Annotated in this window: 1 protein-coding gene (only partly in view); it reads right to left on the reverse strand. The window is 67.0% G+C overall.

Features of this window, described 5'->3' with window-relative positions:
* The coding region annotated (locus ON38_RS18595) for a LacI family DNA-binding transcriptional regulator (protein WP_039826129.1) crosses the window boundary (this coding region is incomplete at its 3' end): on the reverse strand, window positions 1-25,122 show 25,122 of its 27,462 nt. Its footprint extends 2,340 nt past the window's final position.

Below are 25,122 nucleotides of genomic sequence, written 5' to 3' on the forward strand. Positions count from 1 at the left end.
GACCGCGATCGGTGGCTGCCAGTCCGTCGGCCACTGATCTTCGCTCGCCACCGAAGTATGCTGGCTTCGCACCGAAACCAGATAGCCGGCCTCGGCCAACTGCTGATAAACCAAGCCAACGGTCTTTGTCGACACTCCGAAATATTCAGCGAGTTCCCGGCCGAACGGGAGCCGTTGCGCTTCTTCGAATGCGCCGGCGAGAAGCGCTCGGTGCAACGCGGTGAGCAGCGCACCACCGAACGACACGCGCCGGCCACCCGCCGTCGCCTGCTCCATCAAAGAATCCGGATCCGAGGACCCCGTGAGCTTGGTGACGAACTCCTCGACAGAAATCTTGACCGCGATCGGTGGCTGCCAATTCGTCGGCCACTGATCTTCGCTCGCCACCGAAGTATGCAGGCCTCGGCCTGATACCAGATAGCCGGCCTCGGCCAACTGCCGATAAACCAAGCCGACGGTCTTTGTCGATTCCCCGAAGTATTCAGCGAGTTCCTGGAGAAACGGGAGCCGTTGCGCTTCTCGGAATGCGCCGGCGAGAAGCGCTCGATGCAACGCGGTCAGCAGCGCACCACCGAACGACACGCGCCGGCCACCCGCCGTCGCCTGCTCCATCAAAGAATCCGGATCCGAGGACCCCGTGAGTTCGGTGACGAACTCCTCGACAGAAAGCTTGACCGCGATCGGTGGCTGCCAGTCCGCCGGCCACTGATCTTCGCTCGCCACAGCGGTACCCTTGACCTTGTCAGTGGCCAGAAAACCGACCTCGACCAGATTGCGATACGCCTGTGCGACGCGGTCTCTCGGCATATCGAGGTACCCGGCGACTTCCCGGGCCGACGGAAAGAGCTCCCCCTCCTCGAACTCACCGGATACGATCGCATCGACCAGCACACTGTGCCAATCGCTCTGGGACGCCTGGTGCGCACGGAACTCCGGGCCGGCGGACCTCGTGATTTTGCGGAGGAACTCTTCAGGAGAGAGACGGAAAACAACCGGTGGTCTTCGATCGTTCGGCCATTGTTCCTCGCTCGCAACAAATGTACCCAGCGGAACGCGTACGACCAGGTAACCGTCTTCGACCAATTTGCGATACGCGTGTGCGACCCGGTCCTTCGGCATATCGAGGTATCCGGCGAGTTCCCGGGACGGAGGGAGGCGACAACCTTCCTCGAATGCGCCATCGATCAGCGCGCGGTGCAACGTGGTGAGGAGAACGGTATGCCGTTCCCTTTCAGGCGCCTGGCGGAGGGCAGGATCCACCGCTGAAACCTTGTCGAGTCCGGCGACCAGCTCCTCCGGGGTCAACGGAGCTGTGGCATGGACGGAGGCACTCGGGATCGCGAGAAAGCGGGGCCGGTGCGGCCATTGGTCCTCGGGGGTCACAGTGGTGCCGCCGCCGCCGCGCGCCACCAGGTAGCCTTTTTCGGCCAGGTCCTGGTACGCCCGTGTGAGGCTACGTTCCGGTGCGTTCAAGTGTGCGGCGAGCTCCGCGGCCGAGGTGAGTTTCTCGCCCTCGTCGAATTTTCCGGCGTGCAGCGCTCTACGGAGGGCAGACGTCAATGCGGTCCGCCAGCCATGGCCGGCTGCAACGCTCTGGAGGTCGTCGGCGGACGAGCTTACCGCGAGCTTGGCGACGAACTCCTCTGGCGCCGGACCTCTTTTTCTGGCGCCTGTGGTGGCTTCGCCGATATGCCGTAGGGCGTTTTCCGATCGAGGAATCTGCGCGACAGTGAACGCGGCATAAGGCAGATGTAGATCCGACGCGGGGCCATCGGGGTCGAGAAGACTACGGTATTGAAGAGGATGTCGGGTGGCGAGGTCGCGGAGACGCTCCTGCAGTTCGTGTCGCGGAACCAATCGAAGTGCTTGCCCATATGACCCACTGCGCAAGCGTTCGGGGAGCGCGGCGAGGACACGCTGGCGGAGTTGCTCGGTCCGGACATGGCTCTGGATGGTCCGTGCGGTGATGTGGGCGAGCTGCTGGCCGATTCGAGTGGCCGTGGCGTCGGTCAACAATTGTGTGGCGATAGCGAATGTCTCGTCGGTGATGTCAAGTGCCATCTGTCGCTGTTGTGCTGCGTCGAGCTCGATGACACCTCGTTCGACCGATTTTGCGACAGCCTGTCGTGCCCGTTGTAGCACTTGCTCGGCGAACTGGTCACGTAACGGCTGTGGGCCGGAACTCCGAGGGCGCGCGCCTATGCGATCGCCGGTACCGGATTCCCGGCTGTCAACTCCTGTCAGGGTGCCGTCACCTTCCGGGCCGCCGGCCTTGTCGGCGCGCCCGCCGACGGGTTCATCGGTAGCGGAGTACCGGGAAGACAGTCGGCCGCCGGCGCCACGGTTGCGCACTCCGCTCGCCCCGGGTTCACCCGGCGTATCCACATACACCAAGCTCGGGTCGAGGCCGCCCGGCCGCCATCGCCCTGAGCGGTCCTTCGACCGTGCAGGGGCGCCGTCGAGGCCGTGGCCGCCAGGATCGTCGAAGGACAAGTGGTCCGGCGGCAGCCCCGCCGTCGCTCCACCACCCCGCGGTGGACGCGCCGCCGACCCACCCCGCGCCGGCGCAGAATCAGCGGGCGGCTGCCTCTCCCCGGCAACAGAAGCCGAGCCGAGAACCCGGTCGATCAAGCGAACAGCGGAAAAGGGCGCTTGCTCCGCCTCCGCGAACTCCGACGGTTGCAGCACCCCCGGATAGTCACGCGCCAACCGCCGCAACCGCACCACGGCCTCGAACCCGGCGAACCGCACCCCCGCAGCAGGAGCACCGAACTCACTGGCCACCGCGGGTTTCACCACCGCGGCCAACGCCTCGACCAGACCACGCACCGCGCTCCGCTCCAACTCCCGGACCATGGACTCCGCGATACCCGACCGCGCCGCCGTCTCGGCGACCGACCGCAACTCCTCGAACCGCGCCAGGATCACCCGCTGCGCGGTCTCATCCAGCCGGCCGATCGCATCATTCAGCTCGTCGTTCGTCGCTGCGGCCAGCACTCGGCCATCCAGTCCCCAGGAGGCCTGGCGGTCATGGAACATGAAGGCGCACAACAACTCGCGGCGCAATAGAACGAAATCGCTCCGCTGGTACCCGAGCCGATCAGCCGCCGCGAACACCTTCTGCCGCATCGCGGGACCCACACCGGGCGAACCGTTGAGCGCCCTGCTGACCCCGGCAGGACTTGTCTCGGCCGCCTCCGCCAGATCCGCGGTGGTGGATGGCCGGTGTGCACCGGCAGCCCAATGCCTCGCCACTGTCGCCAGGGGAAGCTTCGCGACAGACAACTGGGCAAAGTGCGCGAGCCGGTCGTGGACGGTTTTCTGGTCGACGCCTGTGCTTGTCGCTATCTTGCGGATGGGCCAGCCGTACCCGAAGTGCAGTCCCGCATACAGTGCCTCCGGCTCGGACAGATCCGGAAAATGCGGTATCGCAGGATCCGGGTCGCGAAGGGCGGCCCGCAGTAGCGCCAGGGCCCGCGACGCCGCACCGGCGGAGTCGTCCTCCTTCGGAACTATGCCGTGAACTCGGTTGATCAGGCGGACCGCCGAGAAGGGTGTTTGCTCCGCCGCCGCGAACTCCGACGGTTGCAGCGCCCCCGGGTAGTCGCGCGCCAACCGCCGCAACCGCACCACGGCCTCGAACCCGGCGAACCGCACCCCCGCAGCCGGAGCACCGGACTTCCCGACCACCGCCGGATCCACAACCGCGGCCAACGCCTCGACCAGACCACGCACCGCGCTCCGCTCCAGCATCCGGACCATGGACTCCGGCATACCCGACCGCGCCGCCGTCTCGGCGACCGACCGCAACTCCCCGAACCGCGATTCGATCACCTGCTGCTCGAGCAAACCCAGCCGACCGAACGCACCCTCCAGCTCCGACGTCGTCGCAGCGGTCAGCACTCGACCATCCAGTCCCCAGGACGCCTGACCGTCATGGAACATGAACGCACACAGCAACTCCCGGTGGTACCGGATCCGATCGGCCGCCGCGAGCACCTTCTGCCGAATCTCGGGGTCCACACCGGGAGAACCGTTGAGCGCATCGTCGGCCTCGGCGGGACTCGTCCCCGCCTCCCGCGCCAGATCCTCGATCGTAAAGGCGTGGTCCGGACGGGCATCCTGATAGCTCGCCACCATCTCCGAGGGAAGCTTGCCGACCGACAACTGGGCAATTCGCTCCAGCCCGTCGCGAACCGCGCTCTCGGTGTCGCCCGTGCTCGCCGCCACCTTGTCTATGGGCAAGTCGTACCCGAAATGCAATTCCGCATACCGTGACTCCGGCCCGGGCAGACTCACCAGATGCGGTATCACCAGATACGGGTCGCGGAGCAGGACCACCCGCAGCAAGGCCGGGGAGGGCGGCGCAGCATCCGAGTCGGAGCCGTCATGCGTTTGTTCCGATTTTTCCCCGAGCGCACCAGCCGGCTCCGTCAGCGGGGTATGAGTGGCATCGTCGAACTGGTCGAGTGCCGCGTCCGCCGGATACGAGTCGGGTTCTTCCGGTATCGCCGGAACGTCCTTGCCGACAGCCTTTGCCACAACGCGCAACAGCTGTGGAACGGCAGCGTGATCGAACTGCGGAAGATTCGCGCCGTCGGCCGGGCTGCCGCCCACCCAGAAATTCTGCCGCAACCACCGGTCATACCGCGTGCCGGCCAGCGCTGCCATTGCCTGGCGGGCGGCATCTGCCGGGATCGGTTCCATCAGCAGGCGGTATGCCGGGCTCGACTCCATCCCCTTGTGCTGCAGCACCGCGGCGACACCGGCGCACATATGGCGGAACACCATGCGGTCGACTACGTCCCGAGCTATCGCGCGCAGCCATTTCTCGACATCCCGCACCGGCGCGTCGGGCCCATTCGGATCGAAAGCGAGATCGAAGACCTCCCGCAAGATCTGCTCGACCAGCTGCCGCTGATCGCGTCGGCCGGCCATCGCCCCTGTGACCAGCACAGCGATACCGCGGTAGAACCGCCGCCACAGTTGTTCTCTTGCCGTCTCGTCGCCGGCCCGCGCAGCCGGCAACAGCGCCAGTGGTCCCGCGGCGGCCGCTCGCTCCGAGGGGCCTTGGCCGGGTCGAGATCCGATCGGGCTGTCGACCGGTCTGCCGCCCACGGGCCCGCGTGGCCGCGTCTGCGGTCCCTCACGGGTGAACGCCGGGTCGATCCGGCCGTTCCCGAGCGCCCGGGCGACCTTTTTGGCCAGCGCCTCCTTCGAGCGGGCCCGCAGACCTCCCGCGAACATCCATGCCACTGCCTGGTCCGTATCCGCGGCACGATGGGTATGAGCGAGTTCGAACCGGTTCAACCAGTTCGCCTCATGGTTCTCCCGCATCGGGACCTGGATCGCCACGCCGCCGACCACGATCTCGTGCGACGTGGTGGCGTGCGGGATATCCGCGGGTTTATCCCGCCAGCGTGCGCGTGGATGATGCTCCTCGGTGAGCATCCGGATCACGGCCGCACGCGCGCTGGTGTCGTCGACGTCCTCGGTGATGTCGATCCGCGCTTCCAGTTCCTCGAGGGTGGTCGAGGAACTGAACCCGCCGAGCGACTCCATCCAGGTGTCGAATCCGATCGGTCCCGCCGACCGGTCCGCGAGCAGGGCTTCGGCGTACGCCGTCATCAGCCGAGCGCCGATCTCGGCGTTGCTCGGGCGGTACTCCTTGCTCTGGATCTGGTAGTCGACTTCTCCGTCCGCACGCGGGCTGACCGTTATATAGGCGACGTTGTAGGGCGACGAGCGGGCCAACGCGCCGGCGAACTCCGCATGCTCGGCGACCAGCTCACGCCGGGCCCGCTCGTGCCGGCCCTGCGTGGCGACGATGAGCAGCGTGGGCTTCCTGCCGGGCTCGGCAGTCGGCACCAGCTTGGCATGGTCGGTGAGCCAGGTGCCCCCTTCATCCTTGCGATACCGATGCTCGTGGTGGCGGCGGGTTGCTTCGTCGTCGAGTACCCGCCGTGCGTCGTCGAGTTCGGCGACCACCGCATGGAGGCGGATGATCGCTTCGGCCCGCTTACGGACGGCCGCTGCGCGCTGTCGGTCCGCCGGTCCCAGCCGTTCGGCCAGTGGCCGTATGGGATCGTCGGCGGGGAGCCGGGCCGGGTCGTCGAGGATGGTCGCCGACAGGTCGGCCAACTGTGCCGGATCCGCTTCCCATGCCGCGGCCAAGGCACGCCACTCCTCGTCCACTGCCCGGCGCGCCTCCCGCAGCGTCGCCGAATCCGGCGGCACGCGAGCTTGGTCACTTGCTTCGCCCACCTGCACTCGCAGCAGCCGGATCCGGTCCTGTATCAACCCGAAGTCCGCGACGGCCGGGCCGTTGTCGCCCAGCGCCGGCCGCGGCGGCATCGGCATCGGCTCTTCCGGATCGGGCTCGTGTCCGAGCACCCGCAGTTGCCGCAGAATCTGCGCCAACCGCGCCAGCTCGGCCTGATGGCGCCGGAGCTCGAGCCGTTTCCGTTCCTCGCCCTCGGGCAACGTCACCTGGTCCAGGCGGGTCAAATCGGTCCCTGCTCGGACAGCCAGCCGGTCGAGTTGTCCGTCGATGAATTCCCGTCGACGCGTGAGCTGCTCGAGCACCTCTGGGGAGCCGGGTGCACTCCCCGGCTCGGTCCGCGCTCCCCTGGGCATCAGACCGTGTCGTTTCATCAGCTCATCGCGTTCACGCTCCAGCCTGCCGATCCGGTCGGTGATATCGGCCGCCGCGGCCTCCTCCTCGGCGGCGACCGGCCGCTCGGTGACTTCCACCCAGCCCTGGTCGGTCCACTGCACGCTCTGTCGTGCGATTTCGAGGTCGGCGCGTACCACCACTGCCCTGCCCGCGTCTCGATCGAGCTCGGTGAGTGCAGCCCGGCCCCAGTCGCTCCAGCCGGCACGAGCCAAGGCCGGACCGCATGCCCGCAGCTGTTCGCCCAGGTCGTCGATCTGCGACCAGGACAAACCGTCGATGTCGAAAGACATCTCACGGCGCCCGTCGGTCTCGACAGTGCGCAATTGCTCCCACAGCCGTCCCAGCGCCTCCGGCAGCACGGTGATGTCGAGATTCCCGAACGGCGATCGGTCGGTCCGGCGGTAGCCGGTGCCGTACTGCACGGGCTCACCCCGGCCGGGGCCGTAACACAACACGTCGGCCGTCCGACGGACCCGCTCCCCGGTCTCCGGGTCCCCCACTCTCGATGCCGAGGCGTACTGGGCGGCCAGCTCCGTCAGCTGCGCGCGGGTGTCCGCGGCCATCGTGTGTACGGCGGTTCCGGCCCCCGTGAAGACGAAACCCGCCACCTCCGAGAGATCCCCGGGTATGTCGGGCTGCATCTCCTTCAGCACAACGCCGTCGCGGTCGACGGCCACGATCCGACCGCGGATATTGGCCAGCGCGCCGATCTCAACGGCGGCACCGGACAGCGCGACGGCCGCGCCGTCACCCATCGCCCGCACCACCCGGCATATCTGCTCGATGCCGCCGGTGAAGGTGCGCGGTTCGGCACCGAGCGCGGCGGCGACCGCGAATTCCGGGGCGCCGTGGTCGCCGCTGTTCGCGCCGAGCGGACGGATATCCGGGTTGCGGGTCAGCGCCATGGCCAGCGCTACGACCGCCGGACCGTGGAACCGGGCTCGGTCGGCCGGGCCGGGCTCGGACCGCGGCCGTCCCGCGAGCCCGGCGGCGATCTGCTCGTCCAGCTCCCGCAGCTGCCCGGCCAGCCGGTCGAGTTCGGCGGCGATCCGGACCAACTCCGGCAACCGCTCGGCGAGAGGGGCCGGCGCCGGGAGGTAGAAGCTACTCGGCTGCTCCGCGGGCGGGGCCGGGGTCTGCGCCATCCGGTCCAGTTGCTGCCGGCTCAGCGTATCCGGGTCCATACCGAGCCTTCGCGCCCAACTTCGGTATTCGGCGGTGATGACGTACTGCATCAGCATCGCCGACGTCCGACGGGCGGCGAGCTCGGACAACCCGTACTGATGCTGCGCGGCGGTCGCGGTGTGCAGCCGAGCGACTTCCGCACCCCGCTGTCGCGCCGTGCCCGGGTCGAACAGGGGAATGCGGTCCCAGGACCCGCCGAGAGGGTGCACCGGTCGTTTGTCCGGCCCGAAGAAGACACCCTCCACCTTCGAACGGGAATCGTCCTCCGGAGCGAATTCCCGCAGCACTCCGGTGCTGCGTTCGATCTCCACGATCGTGCCATCGATATTCGACAGCACATAGTGCCCCGCGTCCCCGCGGGACGTATCCGACACCAGCGCGACCGCGCCAGGGCCCAGTCGAAGCAACTCCCAGACCAGATACGTCTGCCCCGGATACCGCAGAACCCGGGCGCGCACGCTGTCGGCCAGATCGTCGGGGGCAGCGCCGAAATCGGGGTGATCGGGGCGGCGAACCCAGTCCGCACCGACCAGGTCGGCGACCGTTTGCAACGCCCCGACCAGGCTCGCGTGCCGTCCGAGATCGGCCTGTCGCGGGTCGGTCCCCACTGCCTCCACCAGCCGCGTCAGATCGCGGTCCGCCTCGGCCAACCGATCGCGCGCTTCGCGGTACTGCCGGGCGTCTTCCCGCTGCCGCGCGCGTTCACCGGGGTCGGCCTGCCGGTAGGACAGCCAGGACAAATCGTTTTCCGCGATGTCGTGATCGCGCCATCCGCTCACATCCTTGGTCTGGGCGTCCCAGTACCCATACCGCAGCAGCGCCGCGGTGTGCTCACGGCGCGCATCGGCCAACCGCGCGTAGAGCTGGTCGGTCGCGTCGGGATCCCGCAACCTTTCGGGCGTGTCCGCCGCCTGCTCGGCGCGCTCTTCCCGCAACTGGCGCCGGGCGATATCGGCGGCGAACAGAGCACCGGCCAACGGCACCGTCCGTTCCGGCCGGTGTGGGAGACCGCCGTCGAATCCGAGCGCGGGAAGGATAGGGCCGATCCGGTCGAATGGTGACGCGGCAGCGGGGTTGCGACCCCATTGCGCTTCGCGATCGTCGAATCCAGAACCCGGTTCCTCGGACCGTGGCCTCGCACCGATGCTGTCGGAGCGCGGACGCCCTGTGGACTGGTCGGGGGGGTCGTCGGGGGACAACGATGGGAATGCCGTGGTGGCCTGGTTCGTGGGCGCAGCGAGGGAGCCGTCGGACAACTCTTCGACCAAGATCCGCCCGGACAGATCGATGTGCAACCGGCGCACCACGGCGCGGCCTCCCTGCCGACGGATATTCGCCGCCGCCTCGGTCGCCTCCCGGTAACCCTCCGCACGGGTGAAGAAAACGACGATATCGTCCCGGCCTTGCACGCCGTTCGACGACCGGGCGATCTCGGCGATCGCCAACTGTTCCGCCGAAGCCAGGGCCTGCCGCAGTTCTGTGGCTATCGACGCCTCTGCCTCGTCGATCCGCCGCATATCCACTGTGGCGCCCCCGGTGCCGGTATTCCTCGGCTCGCCGAGACCCAGCACAGCCGCGCCGCCCTCGGCGCTCAGCTCGTCGCGCACCGCCTGCAGCCGCCGCATGCGCTCGTGGGCCAAATCGCCCACGTTCTGAATCCGTCGTGCCAGTTCACCGGTCGGGACATGATCAAATTCGGTGAAAATCACCCCGGACGGAGTGCCGGCCGAGCCGGTGGAGTCGGGGTCGACACCGAAGGACAGGCCGCGCTGCCGATCGACCAGTTGCGCGAACTCGTCCATCGTAAAAGCCACACCGTCGGGGCCCGTGGATGATTCCGGCCGGGCGCGCGCCGCATGCTGGGCGGCGTCCGGCTGCAAACGCCAGGCTCGCGCGAGCTTTGCCGCCGGGCCGTCGGCGTGAATCGACGGACGCGGACGCGACGGTGCCGGAATCGGGCCGCGATCTGCGGCGCGCCGCAGCGCAACCTCGTTGCGGCGCTCGGCGTCGCGCCAGACTTCGACCGGTGAAAGCCCCCGCAGCAGCGCCTGCAGAGCATACGCGGGATGGGTGAAGTCCGCAGGTGCTGCGGCGCCGAAAGCGAGGCCGGCCTCGGCGATTGCTTCGGCCGGGTAAAGTACGTCGCGGTCACCCAGGCTCGGCATCGGCCAGCCGTCGGGCCCGAGTGCGGTTTGCCTGTAACGGGCCATATCGCGCAGGATTGCGGCCTGTCGCCTCGGGTCCTGGGTGATCTGTTCGGACCACGATGCGAACAGTGCCGACAACGGATACTTTCCATTCGGATACGCGAGCTCGAGCCCGGACAGGTCGATGTCGAATCCAGGCTTGTCCTTCGGCTGGCTCAGCCAGTGCTGGAACGCTTCGTAGATGTCATCGTCACGATTTCGCTTTTTCCTTGCTCTGGTGTAGCCGGGCAGTTGGTCCAGCCAGTCTTCGAAACTGGTCTCGGCGGATATTGCCGGGAAATCACCGAGGTTCGCCGAATCCTCATCGGTCCAGGTCCCGAACTCGGCGTTACGGCGGGCACGCTCGGAGTGCTTCAGGCCCTCGAAATATGTCTGCAGGAACCCGAATGCCCTGGCTCTGCGTGTCTTCAGCTCGTCGGACCGATCAGCACCCGATACCGTACCGTCTCGATGGTGGGCAATTTCATGCCGCACCATCGCGTAGGTTCGGTCGCCGATCGGATCGAGCAGGTAATTCTCCCGCTTCACCCCGGCGGGTGCCTGCTCGGCTGTCGTGTTGCCGGTGATACTCGCCTCGTTGACGAAGATCGCACGTACATCGGGAGCGAATGAATGCCGCAAGGCCCTGCCGTCGACGGCCAGTGGCACAATGGCGATCACATCGAAGCCGACGTCACGTCCGGGGGACAACGACGCCAACAATGCTTTTCGTTCGGCAAGCGACGAGTCCACGGTGATTCCGTGCTTGTACAGCTCGAGCATCTCGTCGTACTCGTCGATGATCGCGTTGCGGATCGACAGCGCGGAGGCAACCGGCACTTTTTCCAGGCCGACCACCTCGATGCCGTAGGTGTCGAAGATCTCGTGGGCAATGGCGCGGGTGATGCCACGTGCCGTCAGCGGGTCGTAGTCCGGCAACCGGGTCTCGTGCGCAGCGTCGGTCGCGTCGTTGCCGGGCGCACTGGTTGGGTCGGTGTTACCCGACCACGGCGTGCCGTCCGGACGATGGTGTTCGGCTTGCGCATCGTCGGGTGTTCCGCTGTGCATGGGTCTGGCGCCGATGTGCCGCGATTGGCTGGTCCCTGGCTGGGACCGGGTGGGAGATGGTGTGGCGGTGTTGTCGTCATCGCCGGTCGCGCGCGACGCGGTCGGCATTCCGGGCAGGATGCCGGTACGAATGGCGACCGCCACGCTCTCCTGCCGGTTACGCACGCCCAGCTTCTGCCGAATGCCGGCGAGAGCCACATTCACCCTGCCGTAGGTCGTGTCGAGGTCTTTCGCGATGTCGGTGTTCGTCTGGCCGTTCGCGACCCGGTCGAGCAGGTCGACCTCGGCGGCGGTGAGGTCGGCACTGTCCCGGCTCATCGGGTGGATATCGGGGAGCATGCCGTTGCGCAGCGCGACCGCCACCATCGCCGCCCGGTTGTGCACCCGCAACTTGTTGCCGATTCGCGTCAGATACTCGTCCACCACGGTGGGCGACGGTCCGAGCGCCCGCGCGATGTCCTTGGTGGTCTCACCGTTCGCGACTCGGGTGAGTAGATCGATTTCGCGGGGGCTCAGGTACGGGACGGCGCTACCCTCGGCGTTCGGAGGGGCGAGTTCGACGTGTCCGGCGCGCACGGCGGCCAGCACGATCGCGGGCCGGTTGGGTACATCGAACCGGCGGCGGAGATCGGTCACCTGATCGTCCACCGCCGACGAGGTGATGTCGAGGTCTTGCGCTATGTCGTGGCTGGTGTCGCCGTTCGCGATCCGGATCAGCAACTGGAGCTCCCGGCTGGACGGCTCGATCATCGCGGTGGCAGGCGATCGGTCGCCGACCGGGACGGTACTGGCGAGCACTCCGGCGCTGAGCGCGAGATACACCAGTTCCGCCCCGTTGCGCGCGCCGAACCTGCGGTGTAGCTCGGTGCGGTAAATCCCGACGGTACCCGGCGAAAGCCCTAGTTCCGTGCCGATTTGCTGGGACGTCATACCTGCGGCGATCAACTGGAGCACCATGAACTGGCGATTGGTCACCCCGCTGTCGGGAGGAGCGGTCGTGTCGATACCGCTGGGGTGTTTGTCCGCGGCCTCGAACTCGCGCCGGCCGGCCTGGAGTATCCGCTCGAGCGCACCGCGCTGCACCACCGTGAGATTGCCTCCGTGCTGCGCAGCGGCAAGGGCCTCGGCAGCGTGGCCACGTTGCGTAGCGTTCATCTCGAACCAGCCGGTCACCAGATTGCCGGCGATGCCGTGCAACCATTCGAGCGGGGCGGCATCCTGAACCCGCCAGCGGTACTGGTCGGCGATATCGAACGCCAAGCGGTTGAGTCCCTGCGCTACGCGCACCAATGGCCGTAGCGCGGGCGTGACGGCGGTCGCCGGAACGCCGAGATCGGCGAGCACCTTCGCGAATACGGCGCGTCCGTACTTCCCGCGCAGTTGCTCGAATGCGGCTTCATCGTTGCCCCGAGCGCGGTGTAAGAGGCTGTCGACCTCGGTGCGCGCGTCGTCGCCGAATGCGTCGTTCGTGGGCCGGGCGCCGATGCTGCGCGGCCGACCGGTCCGATGTGGCCACGGGGTGGCAGCCGGGGTCGCGTTGTTGTCGCGATCGCCGGGCGTCCGGTCCGGTCGCGCACCGATCGCGTCGGTGGGTCCCTCGATCAGGACGGCGGTGAGATTGTCGTTGGTCTGTTTCGCGGTGATCGCGCCCTGGATGTATGCCTGGGCGGCGCCGAGCAGCGTGCCGGACCGGGTGAAATCCGCGGCGACCTTTCCGCCGACCGATTCGGCGGTGCTGCGGGGATTCGACGGGCTGCCGGCGAGATGTTTGATCGGTCCGTCGGTGAACAGGCCCACGATTCCGGGACCGGTGGGTTCGAACACCTGCGGCTGCGGTGGTTGCCACTCCCGCTTCCAGCCCTTACCGAGACCGGTGAGTGGTTTGTCCGCTTCGGGCCGGCCCATGGCCTCGCGTTCGGTGATGCCGAACATCTCCATGTACTGCTGGACGTATGTGTCGGGTTCCGTGAGTTCCCGGGAAGCGCTGTCGTCCAGACTGATCCACATCACCCGGACGTCGCCACGCGAGTCGGTGATGACCTGGGTGGGGGTAACCAGCGTCACCCCGACCGCTGCTTTGGGGGAGTCCAGGTCGCTGGTCCCGGCGAATTCTTCGGTATTGATCAGATCCAGCACTGCCTGCTGGGCGGCCTCGAGGGCCTCGCTGACCACTGCGACCGGATCCCATCCGGCGCCGGCCTCGGCCGCCGCCGCTCGCCGCGCCAGTACCTCGGCCGCCGCCGCCGATCCCGCCTGTGCCGCGAGCTCGCCGCCCTTCGAATGGGAGACACCATCGGTCACGACCGCGAGCGTCATCCGTTCACCCGCGACGGTCGCGGTCGCGAGGGCGAAGGCATCCTGATTACGCCGGTGACGTTCGTGTTCCGATCGGCCTCCGATATCGGTGACACCGGCGGCATGCCCCAGATCCAGCTCTTGTCGAGCACGACCATCGGTGCTCTGGGCCGTCGCGGCCGGAACGGCGGTGGGCATTTCGTTCCCACGCACCGCGGCCAGAGCGAACTCGCTGAAACTTGTTCCGGCCTCGTCGAATTCGAACCAAGTCGTTGTCGTTCCGTCCGGCCGGCGATCGACGCCGAAACGGTGAGCCATGTAGCGGAGCCGTTCCGCGACAACGCTTTCGGAATATTCAGTAAAGCCGGTCGGCGTCACCGGGCCGACGTCGGATACCTCGAAGCGAAGTGTCCGAGCCCCGCTGGTTCCCGACTTCGTCGCCGAAGCCATCCCGCCACGCCGCGCATGTGTGTACATCGACACCAAGTTCGAACCGAGAGTTTCGATGGAACGCGTTTGGTCCGGGTTGGCCCAATCGGCAACGAACCGGCGGATATCCGCGTGAGCGGAGGCGACGGCGTGCTCCCTGCCGGTCGAGTCCTGATCAGCGGCCGTGGTCAGCTGTAGTTGGTTGGTGCCGACCGGAGCGGCGCGGTCGGTGGGCGAGTGCGGCGCGCCGGGTTCCCGGTATCCCAGTTTTGTGGGCGGAGCGGCGGGGCGAGGGTCTTTCTGCGCCGCGTAGGTTTCCGGCGAGCCGAGGTGAAGAAGCACATCGGATTCCCACGAGCCGAATCCTCGGTCCGCGTCATAGACCTCCGCCAGATCGGTGACGAAGGTTTCGTCCCCGAGGCCGAGGCGGCGTGCGACGTCGTCGACCACCTCCCGCACATCTGGCCGGCCACCCCACATCGCCACGGTTCTGGTGGCGAATCCGGCGTCGGTCAGTCGCTCCGCCAGTGAAATGCCATAGGCACCGGTGACTTGCGACCACATCCGCTGTTGCCTGGTGAGGTGATCCAGGCCGACCAGGATCGCCATCTTCGCGCCCGGTACCCGCATGGTATCGGTGATGACCTGCGCCATCAGCGATTCGCGTACGTCACGCAAGGGCGACCCCCTCCGTGAGGAGGGTCGTTCCACATCGAACGGAACGATGGTGATCCCGGCGGCGGCCATGGCCTTGACTGCGTCGGCCCACCTGCTGCCGAAGCCCGGACCGCATTGGATCCCGGTCAGGTCGACCTGCTCTCCCGCGTTCAGGGCGTCGAAGACCGGATTCGGAGGTGCTTCGATGCCGTAGTGGGTGACGCCTGCGGCCCGCAACGCGGCCGCCTGTTGCTCGAGGAATTCCGGTCCTGCCGGGTTGGTGTGGGTCTCGCCGAACAGCACGATCTGTGCGTCGGCGACCAATTGGGCCATATTCGCCGGCTGCCGGGCGAGCATGGTGTGTGCCAGCAGTTGGATATACGGAGGATCCTCGGCGAACTGGTCGGCGAGCATCGACTCTGCCGGGGCAGCGACGGACGACGTGTGCGTATCCGTCGCGGTGCCGAGTTGTTCCGAGTCGACCGGCCCGCGAGGATCGGTAGCGATCATGAGTCGGTCGAGCTCACCGACAGCGGCCAGGGCGGCTCGATGGCGTTGTTCGACGGCTGCGGCCCGCTGTTCCAGCTCGGTCGATCGGTCTGCGCTACCGGTCGCCTCCCGCATCAGCCAGGATTGCAGGGGTGACGGATCGGGGGCGCGTGGGTCCGGGTCGTGGGGGATGGTGTCGATCAGCGATCGGTATTGCCGGGAGCGGTCCTCCGGTGACGTGTGCTCCAGCACGGTGATCAGCGCATCGAGCCAATCGATCTGTTTCGCCAGCGATTCGTACTGCCGAGCCGATCGTGCGAGTTCGTGTTCGTCGCTGTCGTCGACCTCGTCCATATACTGGCCGGCGTCCCGCATGTGCTCGAACAATGCGGCGTACACCAGGTGCACCTGGTAGACGGCCGGCCCGCCGAGACCGTCAAGCATTCGGACGGCCTCGTCGTGGCGGGCGTTGCCTCGGGCCGCTGCCTCCACCGTGGCCGCGACCGAGCTGACGGTGGAAAGCGCGGATTGCCAGCGAGTTTCGTTCTCGGCGTCGGCGCGAGTGCGCGCCATCGCGGCGGCGGCGTCCGCCATTTCCTCGACCGCGTGCTCGAACTCTGCCAACTGCCGGGTCCGCTCGGTCGCCGGCGTATTCGCCTGCTCGGCCGCCCGCAGTTCCGCGAGTCGTGTTCGAATATTGGCGACCGGTATCGCGGCGGCCGGCGGATCGTTGTTCGGCGGCGGTCGACGTCCCGCGTCGTCCGACGGCCTGCTGCCGATGCGGTCGTCACTGCTCTCCGCCGGGTTCTCCCGTGCCCGGCTCGTTGCGCCAGGGTCCCGGTCGCTCGATCGTCCGCGGACCGGCGCATTCGTGCCGTCGAGTGCGGCACCGGGCTCGTGTTGAAGGGGAGCGAGAACGCCTGCGGCGCGTTCGAAGTGGGCGAAGAATGCGCGGTCCACCCGGGGAAACGACTCTCGGAAGAATTGCTGCCAGGTTTCGCGGTCGCGGATTCGGGCAATGGTTTTGCCGCCCAGGCCGGGGTCGGGTATGCGGGGGACATTGTTGTCGTGGACGAAGATGACGCCGTCGAGCTGGGTGACATAGAAGGCGTGGGCAATTCCGTCCCGTTCGACGACGAAGACCGCACTGTGCCGCGGATTGCCGGGATCGAGCAGGCTGTCGATTTCACGATCCAGGCGCTCGGCAAGCGCCTCATCGGCATCGACGATTTCGGCGAGACCGGTGGTGAGTCCGGTGACGAGGTCGTCCCAGCTCTCCGCGTCCTGATGTGGGATGAGCGCATCGTCGAGTCCATCGGCCCACGCGGCCCGGACGGTCGAGCCGGCGCATGCGACGACGTGATCGGGGACGGCAACGGCCGGCTCCTGCGTGGCGGGGCGCAGGAATCGGCCCGTAGTGGTGTAGCGGGTGGTTGCGAGCTTGCGCGTCGCGCTGCGGCTGTGTGTGACGGCGACCTCGCCGGCAGGAGGTGTCGCGTGGTATTCGACCGAATGCTCGATGGTGTTCTTGCCGTTGGCGAAGACGATGCGGCGGACCGCGACCGTGCTCTCGGCGATCACGAGCTGCGTGCCGCGGCCTCCTTCGCGATCCATGGCTTGTTCGTCGTCGGTCCATTTCGGCAGTTTCGCGGCGACGCCCGGGGCGATGTCATTGGTGACCGCGAGGTGCACCTGGTAGTCGTCTCCGGTACCCCGAAACGCCAGATCGAGGACTTCCTCCGGGGCCAGGCCCGCCGACGAGGCGTTGCTGTACAGGTGCTTCTTCGCGTTGGTGACCAGTTCGCTCACCGCTCGCATGATGCTGTCGACAATGCCGCCGGAGACGTCCGCCTCGTATTCCAGCATCCGTGCCTCGACGGCGTTGCGAATCCGGCGAACCTCCCGCTGGTACGGCGGTGGCTTTCCGGACTCGGAGTCGCCGAACATCTCCATCAAACGTTTGAGATCGTCTTCCTCCGAGGATCTTTCGACCGGTGGCTCGGCGGCCCGCTCCACTGGACCCGGCGTGCGCCCCAGCCGCCACTCGACCCGCACATAGCTGTGGTCCCCCGTGATGTCGACGAGATCCACGTGCACCGCGTCGGCATCGAACTCGGCCCGGAGAGATATCTGCCCTTGCCCCCACCGAATCGACGCACCGACAGCCGCGGCGATCTCCCGCACGTACGCCGGATCCGACCAACCCTCCAGCAACTCGACGATCTGTCGCTCCACCAGGTCGGCCTGTGCCTCGTTACCGGCGGTGAGGTCGTCGAACCGCAGACCCGAATCGTCGGTGTTCAACGCCTTCGCGCTGTCCGGCGACGACGGATCGGCCGAGGTCTCCGACGGTCGACTGCCGATGCTGTCCGGTGCGGATGGGCCTGCCCGGTTGGCCAATCGCTCCGATCGTTTCGGATGCCAGTAATAGCCGAGTTCCGCGGCCACCGCGAGAACTTCGCGCCCGCGCGCGGTATCCGCGCCGATCCGGCCGCGAAGTACGGCGCTGACCACCGGCTTGTGCAGGCCGGTACGTTCCGCGATGGCTGCTTGTGTCGGTTGCGCAGCAAACTGTCCGGGGACGAACCGATCGCCGACGAATCGACCGGGGGTGAACCTGGTCGCGATGAAATACGGGTCGATGGCCTGCTGCAGCGCTGGTGCGAGCGGTTCGCCGTGGGGCGTGTAGCCCAGCCATTGCGCCGCGGCGAGAACTCGTTGCTCCTCCTCCGAATATGTCGGCTCGGTACGGCTGAGGGTGACGTTGACCGTATCGCGGTGAACGCCTGCAATTTTCGCGACGTCGGCTTGAGTGGCCGGTTTGGCCAGATCTCGACTGGTGCACTCGAGGAATAGTTCCGCCGATCGTGCGATATGGCGGTGGGGTGGGTGGTTCGAGTCGGATCGGTCCAGGTAGGCGGTCACCTTCTCCCGCGTCAGGTCTCCTGGATGCACGTCCATTGCACTGGCCAGGGTGATGCGGAGCGCATGCACATACTCGACGTCGACCTCGCGGTCGATATGCCGCCAGTAGCCGATACGGTCGGCGGCTTCGTGGACCCGGAGCGCGACCTCCGAGTCTGCCCGGATCTCTCCCCGGAACACCTCGCTCACCGTCGAGGCCGCCACGTCCGCTGCCTCGGCCACCGCACGCTGGCTGGGTTGTGTCGCGAACTCCGACGGTGTGAATCGGCCCGCGGAGTAGTCGCCGGGGACGAATCTGCGAGCGACGAACATCGGGTCGACCGCGTCCAGCAGTGCGGTCGCGACCGGATAACCCAGCCACAGTGCTGCAGCCAGGAGACGTTGTTCTTCCTCCGTGTACGCAGGTTCGTCCTGGTCGAGGAGCATGGCTGTGCGCCGGTTCACTCCGGCCAGCCGGGCCACATCCGACCGCGACGGCGTCGCGGCTGCCTCCGACTCGTCGAGTTCGAGGAACAGTTCTGCCAGCTCCACGAATCGGACGATGTTCGTGTCCGCCGCCATTTCGCCGGCCAGTCGCAGTTCGGCCAGCGGATCTTCGGCGGACGGTATCGCGATCCGATCGTTATCCCCCAGCGCTAGCAGACTCTGTAGGCGAGCCATGACGGACTCGGTCGGGCCCTGCTCCACGCATCGGCCGAGCCATCGCATCAACGCTGTCGGATTCCCGTCGGCAAGAAGTCCCCGCCAGCCGCGCCCGTCGAGGAGTTCGAGTCCGGCCTGCGCCGTGCGGACCGCGGTACGCAGTGAGTCCTGTTGTACGGCAGCCGGGTCGATTGCCAGTATTTCGGAGAGTCGGGTACGCAGGATCTGCACCTGCAGCACACCGAGCGGCCGATCGGGACGGACTGGATCGGCGTTGTCGGTCACCGATTCGACCGGCGCAGCGGTGCCCGCCGGGGACTGTGATTCGAGTACCCGGGTGGCGTCCCACCACCAATAGCCGAGTTGGGCGGCGGCAGCGTGGACCTTGCGTCCCCGCTCGCTATCCGCCGAAATTTGTCCGTTGAGAACCCGGGTGACAGCCGCCCGGTCGACACCGGACAGCTCACTGATCTGTGCCTGCGTCGGCTGAGGCGCGAAACGTGCCGGAACAAAGTTCCCTGCCCGGTATGTCGGGGGCGTGAACCGCTGCGCGACGAACTCGGGGTCGACGGCATCCCGCAGCGCGGCCGGAAGCGGCTCGTCCAGCCACTGGGCGGCAACAAGGACTCGCTGTTCCTCTTCGGTGTGGGTAGGTTCGTCACGAGCCAGGACCTTGTTCACGGTCCGGCGGTTCACACCGGCGAGCCGTGCAATATCCCGGTGCGTCAACTGCTGATCCAGTTCCCACCCCGCGAGATCCAGAAACCGATCGGCGAGCTCGGTCAGGCGCACGGTGTCCGGTTCGGCTGCTGTCATCGCCCGTCTACGCAACCCCGCTCGTACCGTCGCACTGTCCACAGCGCTCGGCTCCAGACCGAGTATCCCGGCCAGTTCGACACGTAGAGTGTGAATCTGGACGAAGTCCGCCGCGTGGGCGCGTGCGTGCCAGAATCCGAGCCGGTCTGCCGCTTCGAGAACCCTTCGACCGCGATCGGAATCCGCATCGATCTCGCCCGCGAAAACTGCGCTGACCGTCTTGGTGTCGACCCCGGCCATACGAGCCACCCGCGCGGTGGAGGGCTGCAACGCGAAGTCTCCGGGGATGAACTCGCGACCGTCGAACCGTGGTGGTTTGCAACGCGTCTGGACGAAACCGGGGTCAATGGCTTTGCGGTAGTCCGCGGGTGTCGGGTATCCGAGCCACTGTGCCGCGATGAGCACACGTTGCTCTTCCTCGGTATGGGCCGGTTTGCCGCGGCGTGCATAGCTGCCGAACACATTCGAGACCGTGCCCTCGTCGACGCCGGCCAATCGCGCGACATCGGCAGCCCGTGCCTGCCGATGGGCCTGCGACGCGTCGAGGCCGAGGAACAGCTCCGTCAGCGACAGCAGGCCCCGGAGCGCCGTTTCGCCCGTGGCTTCCGCGATCACCCGCAGTACCGACAGCGGATCGCCGGACTCGAACGGTTGCGTCGCACCCCATCCGGCAGGTTCCAGCAGCTGAGTCAGCTCATGCTCCAGGGCATCGCTCGCAACGGCGGGGTCGAGCGCCATTCGGCGATGTATCCACGCCATGACATCGCCGAACTGCCCTGTTCCCGCGATTCGGCGCCAGCCCTCGCGGTCCAGAGCGCGCAAGCTTCGTTGCACGACCCCGAGGCGCTCACGCAGTGCGTTCTGTTCCATCGACCTCGGGTCGACGCCCCAGCCGTCGGACAGGGCGGCGCGCAGGGTGGCGATGCCTTCGATGCCGAGGTCGGCTCGGGAATCTGTGGCCGACGAAGCCGGATCGACGGATGGCGTCGCGAGCGGTTGGTGGTCGGTAGTTGTGACTGCAGCCGTGAGCCGGGACAGCATGAAGACGTGGTGTGCCGGGCGATTGTCCTCGTCCCAGAACTGGAGCAGTCGCTCGCCGTCAGTGGTATCGAAGAGCCGATCGAGCGCCTCGACCAGCTCGGACAAATGCGACACGGTGGACAATTCGGCCATTCGGCGGAGCTCGCTGGTTGAGTAGCCTGTTCCACTGTCTGTAACTGTGTGTAAATGCGAAACGCTCAATAGCTGTCGCAATTCCGCGTCCAGGCGTTCGCCCCTGCTGAAAAGCTGATCCCGGAGATCCGACGGCACCGATCCGTCGTTTATGGTTAGAGCTGTCGCGGCTTGAATATCGTTGTCCAGCTGGACGCGCTGCCCGATCCAGAGCCCGAGCCGGGAGGCGGCTCCCGCGCGAACAGCTGTAGCAAGCTCGTCCGAACTCATCGCCCGTAGCTGGGCCCGCACGATATCGAGCGCCTGACGCACTGATCCGATACGGATCACGCCGGGATCGATGGCAAGCAGTGTGGCGAGGTTCGCCCGGGCATCATCGTAGGTGCCTCGCAGCTGCTCCATAACCGCAGGAGTTTCCGAAACCCACCCTGCCGGGTTCGGACCGAGCCGCGCGACGATCGCATCGCGGGTATTCGCCGCCGGGCTGGCCACACGGTGGCGCGTGTCATCACGGCTCAGTTCGACCACCAGTCGCGATGTGGCTTCAATCAGTACCTGCGCTGTCTCCCGGTGGGAGCGCAGACCCAGAATCTGCGTCATCTCGGTCGGGCGGGCGCCTCCGAAGAACGCCTTTCCGCAGTAGATGCGCTCCTGGTGCGGAAGTACTGCGATTGCCCGGAGCAACGCCCCGAGGTCGCCGTTCATCGCAGCGGCCACTTGATCCGGCACTCGCCCGCGGACGGCCTCCAAAAGCTCTGTATACCGTAGTGAACCCGGAAGCGGAAGGTCGTGGCCGACGTCGAATATCGGGCCACGAGTGAGGTATTCGATCAACTGGCGCGGTACGTGCTGCCGCAGTACGCCACGGACATTCCCCATCGACTCCCAGACCTCAGGGAGTGCCAGACCCTTCAGATAGGCAAGTTCGGCGTACTGCCGGGAGGCCTCGGGCAGCCCAGTAATCGCCTCGAGTAGCGCAGTCAGATCGCCATCCGCGGCCGACCACACCTCGGCGGGAAGACGCCGCTGCGCCGCTCGGGACAACCGGGCGTACTCATCGGATCCGGCCGGCGGAAGCGTATCGGCATCGGGGTGTACCTCGATCGGATCCGCCATCCGGGTTACCAGCATCCGGGGAACGTCGCGGCGCAGCGCCCGAACGGCGACCCGGTCGACCTCTAGTTCGGTCGCAACCCGCCCGAAGGGGAGGTTGTTCAGGTAGAACAGCTGCGCGAAGTGTCGCTGCTGCTCGGTCGGGAGTTGAGCGATCGCGTAGAGCAGCGCCTCGAGATCGCCGGCCATCACCTCTCTCAGTTCCGGGGGCATCTGCTGCTGTACTGCTTCGCGCAATTGCGCGTACTGAGCCGAATCCGGTGGCGGCAGACCATCGAGCCCGAGCCATTCGTAGGTGATTCCGTCGACCAGGTCGGCGATGGCGAGGTCTTCGTCCTCCGCGAGGTCATTCGGGTCGTCGTCACGGTCGAACTCCGGACCGTCGTGGGGCCGACTGCCGACCGGCCTGAGTTCGTCACGGCGCGTTTCGTTCGATATATCCCCGGTGGCACCCGATATGACCGGTAGGGTCTCGCCCAGGCCCGGCAGCCCAGCGAACGCCGATTCGACATCGGCCACCATGTCGGCGGAGGCGACGGGTTGCTGGGATTGGGGCAGCCTCTCGGCCTCGGGGGCTTGCGTGCGCGACCCGGAGACGACGGGTTGCCGGGATTGGGGCAGCCTCTCGGCCTCGGGGGCTTCCGTGCGCGGTCCGTCGACGAGGTTGCCGTCCCGGTCGAACTCGATGGTCTCGAACAGCCTCTCGCCGGCGGGTATCCGGTTGATGAATACTTCCTGTTCGCGGCGCCAATCGTCGAATCCGACGGCCTTGTTCAGCAAGGTGCGGCGGTTGCGCAGATCGCGCGGACCGTAGTCGTTGTCGCTGTTGCCGTCGCGTGACGCGGCCAGGTCGACGACGACCAGGTTCGGTTCGTCGACCGAGGTGCTGTCGTTGACCAGCAGCACCATATGGTCGTCGGCCTCGGTGCTGGTGCCGCCGGCTCGGGTGTCTTTCCATTTGTAGACCAGGACGGTGATTCCGCCGGGTCGTGACTTCAGCGATTCGACCACCTGATCCAGCGATCCGGTCTCCTCGAGCCCGGCGCCGAATATCTCGCGCACCTTTTCGCGGCCGTATCCCGCGAGGTCGGTCGGCGGGACCTGGAAGCGGCCGGCATTGTCGGGGCACAGCACTCGCATTCCGGTCACGGCATTGTTGACGCAACTGTTGGGGCTGCGGCGATGGATCTGCATGACCGAATCGAGCAGCGCCGAAAGTGCCAAGTAGCGTGACGCGGCGGCAACTATGTCGTCGGCTGTCACCTCGTCGGCATCGCTGTTCTGCGTGTCGGACTGCTGAGCAGCGACATCCCGGGATGTTTCGGGCCGGATATCGTGGCCGACCGGCCCGGGATCCGCGGCAAGCGAGGCAGGATCGTCGCGTGCAGCGGATTCGGCGATGGTCGCGGCGGGCAGGCGGTCGCCGACCAATTCACCGAGGATGTCGCGGGCGATGCCGGGGTTGATGCTCGCGACGGGATAGCCCAGCGCTGCGGCGAGTGCGTCCCTCGCCTCGGTCAGCGCGGGATCGAGTGTGCGCATACCTTCGGCACCGTCGACCGCGGCGATCGGCAGACCGAGTTCGGCGGCGAGCCGATCCCGCAACGGCATCATATGGTCCAGCGCCTGCTCGTCGGTGAACAGCGCACGCTGCAATGTCGTCGCGGGGGCGGTGGCCTCGACATGTTGCCGTAGTGCCTCCGCCGCGGCGGGCGCGATACCGGTCCGCTGCAGCAGCTCGCGAATCGGGTCGAGGGAACCGCTGCGTTCGAGTGCGGCGATCTGGTCCGCGACTGCCGGGGCCGGGACTCCCAGCAACCCGGCCAGTCGTGCGGTTCGATCCGCCGACCCGTCCGGGCGGGTGAAGTCGACGTCGTTGCCGTACTGCCCGGTCTCGGCCTCGGCGAGGGTGAGGGCTGGCATGATGGTCGAGAAGGCGTGATGCCGGACGAAATCCGCGGTGGAGTGCCGCAGCGCCCGCTGCTGTAGTTCGGGCACCAGCTCACGGACGGATTGGCGTGCCTCGACCATCGCGTCGTGGGTCCGGGGCGTGGGATCGGCGGCGTGCGCGGCCACGGCCTGTTCGTAGTGGACCACCGTCTCACGTACACCGCGCAGGTGCATGGCGTTGCGGATCAGCGCGTCCTCGGGCGACATCACCACCTGCGCGCTGCCGAGCTGACCGTTACGTGCCGTGCGGTTCTTGGCCTGCTCGTGGATGTAGGACTGCTCCGGCGCCTCGGTCATCCAGACGTGCATACCGCCCATGGCCTTCACCGCATCCGATACCGAGATGTCGACGCCGCGCTGGCCCTGCCGGTTGATCACCAGGATCTTGCCCTGCTCACCGGCCTCGTCGAAAACTTTTTGCAACTGGGCTTCCCAGTCCGCACCCCAGCCGACGATCCGCTTGGCGTCGACCGCTTCGATCACATCGCGTGGCACCCCGGCGCTCACCAGCGCCTCCACCTGCCGGGCGACAAGATCGTTGCGGTGACACAGGATCTCCTGGAACCGTCCCGCACCCCCATCCCGTATCTCGTTCGCGTACTCGGCGATCGTGCGCAGCTTGGCATGGGTGCTTTCGGCCACATCGTGCTGGCCTTCCACCAGCCGATGCGTCTGTGACCGTCCGACCTCATGCGCCGGTTCCAGACCGTAGATCTTCTGCAGCACCGGGTTCAGGTCGGTGAGCGTGCCGGACGCACCGGTTACTTCATCGAAGAAGGATCCCTCTCCGACACGGTAGATTTCGACCGAATCGATGCGTTTGGCGGATTCCGCATCCGCGCGCACCACGATCTGATGGTCCTCGGCCTTCTCCCCTCGGGCCTCGGCCGCACGGAGCTCCTTCGCCTCGATGGCCTGCGCGAGGCTCGCCTTACCCGGCTCCGCGCTCCACCGGGATTCGCTCGAGGTCTTCGGGTTCCGTTGCAGCCCGTGCTCGGCCTGATCGATGATGACGATCTTGCCCGCGTCCATTTCGTAGTGGACGCCTACCCGGACGAGAAATTCGGCGTTGGCGGCGGTTTCCAGCCGGGAGGCGCCCATCCCCTCCAGCCAGTTCCGGCCGTCCGGCAGCGCCTCGACCTTTGCCCGCCCCCCGGCAGTGAGCTCGGGCTGACCGTCGTACCAGTACATGATCTCCGGTGTGCCGTCGGCCTGCACGCCGATTTCCTCGGCGATTCGCCGGAGGCCGAAATCTTCGTGCGACAGCGACCCGTCCGCCAGCGCCTCGGTGAGGAATTTGTGCGCACCGAACACCTGCCGGGCCGTTTCCTCTGGAGCCTTCTGCTCGGGACCTTCGGACCGCAGGAACTGCCGCTCGCCGCGGTCGATGATTCCGTCCATCTCGTCGATCAGCACATGCCGCGGTGGCTCGATGCCGGCATTGCACAAATGCCCGACGGTTTCGCCGGTCGCGACCACGATCGCCGGCCGGCCCTGCGTGATCGGCCCGAATCCGTT

It is taken from the genome of Nocardia testacea NBRC 100365 (genome assembly GCF_000308775.1).
GTDB lineage: Bacteria > Actinomycetota > Actinomycetes > Mycobacteriales > Mycobacteriaceae > Nocardia > Nocardia testacea.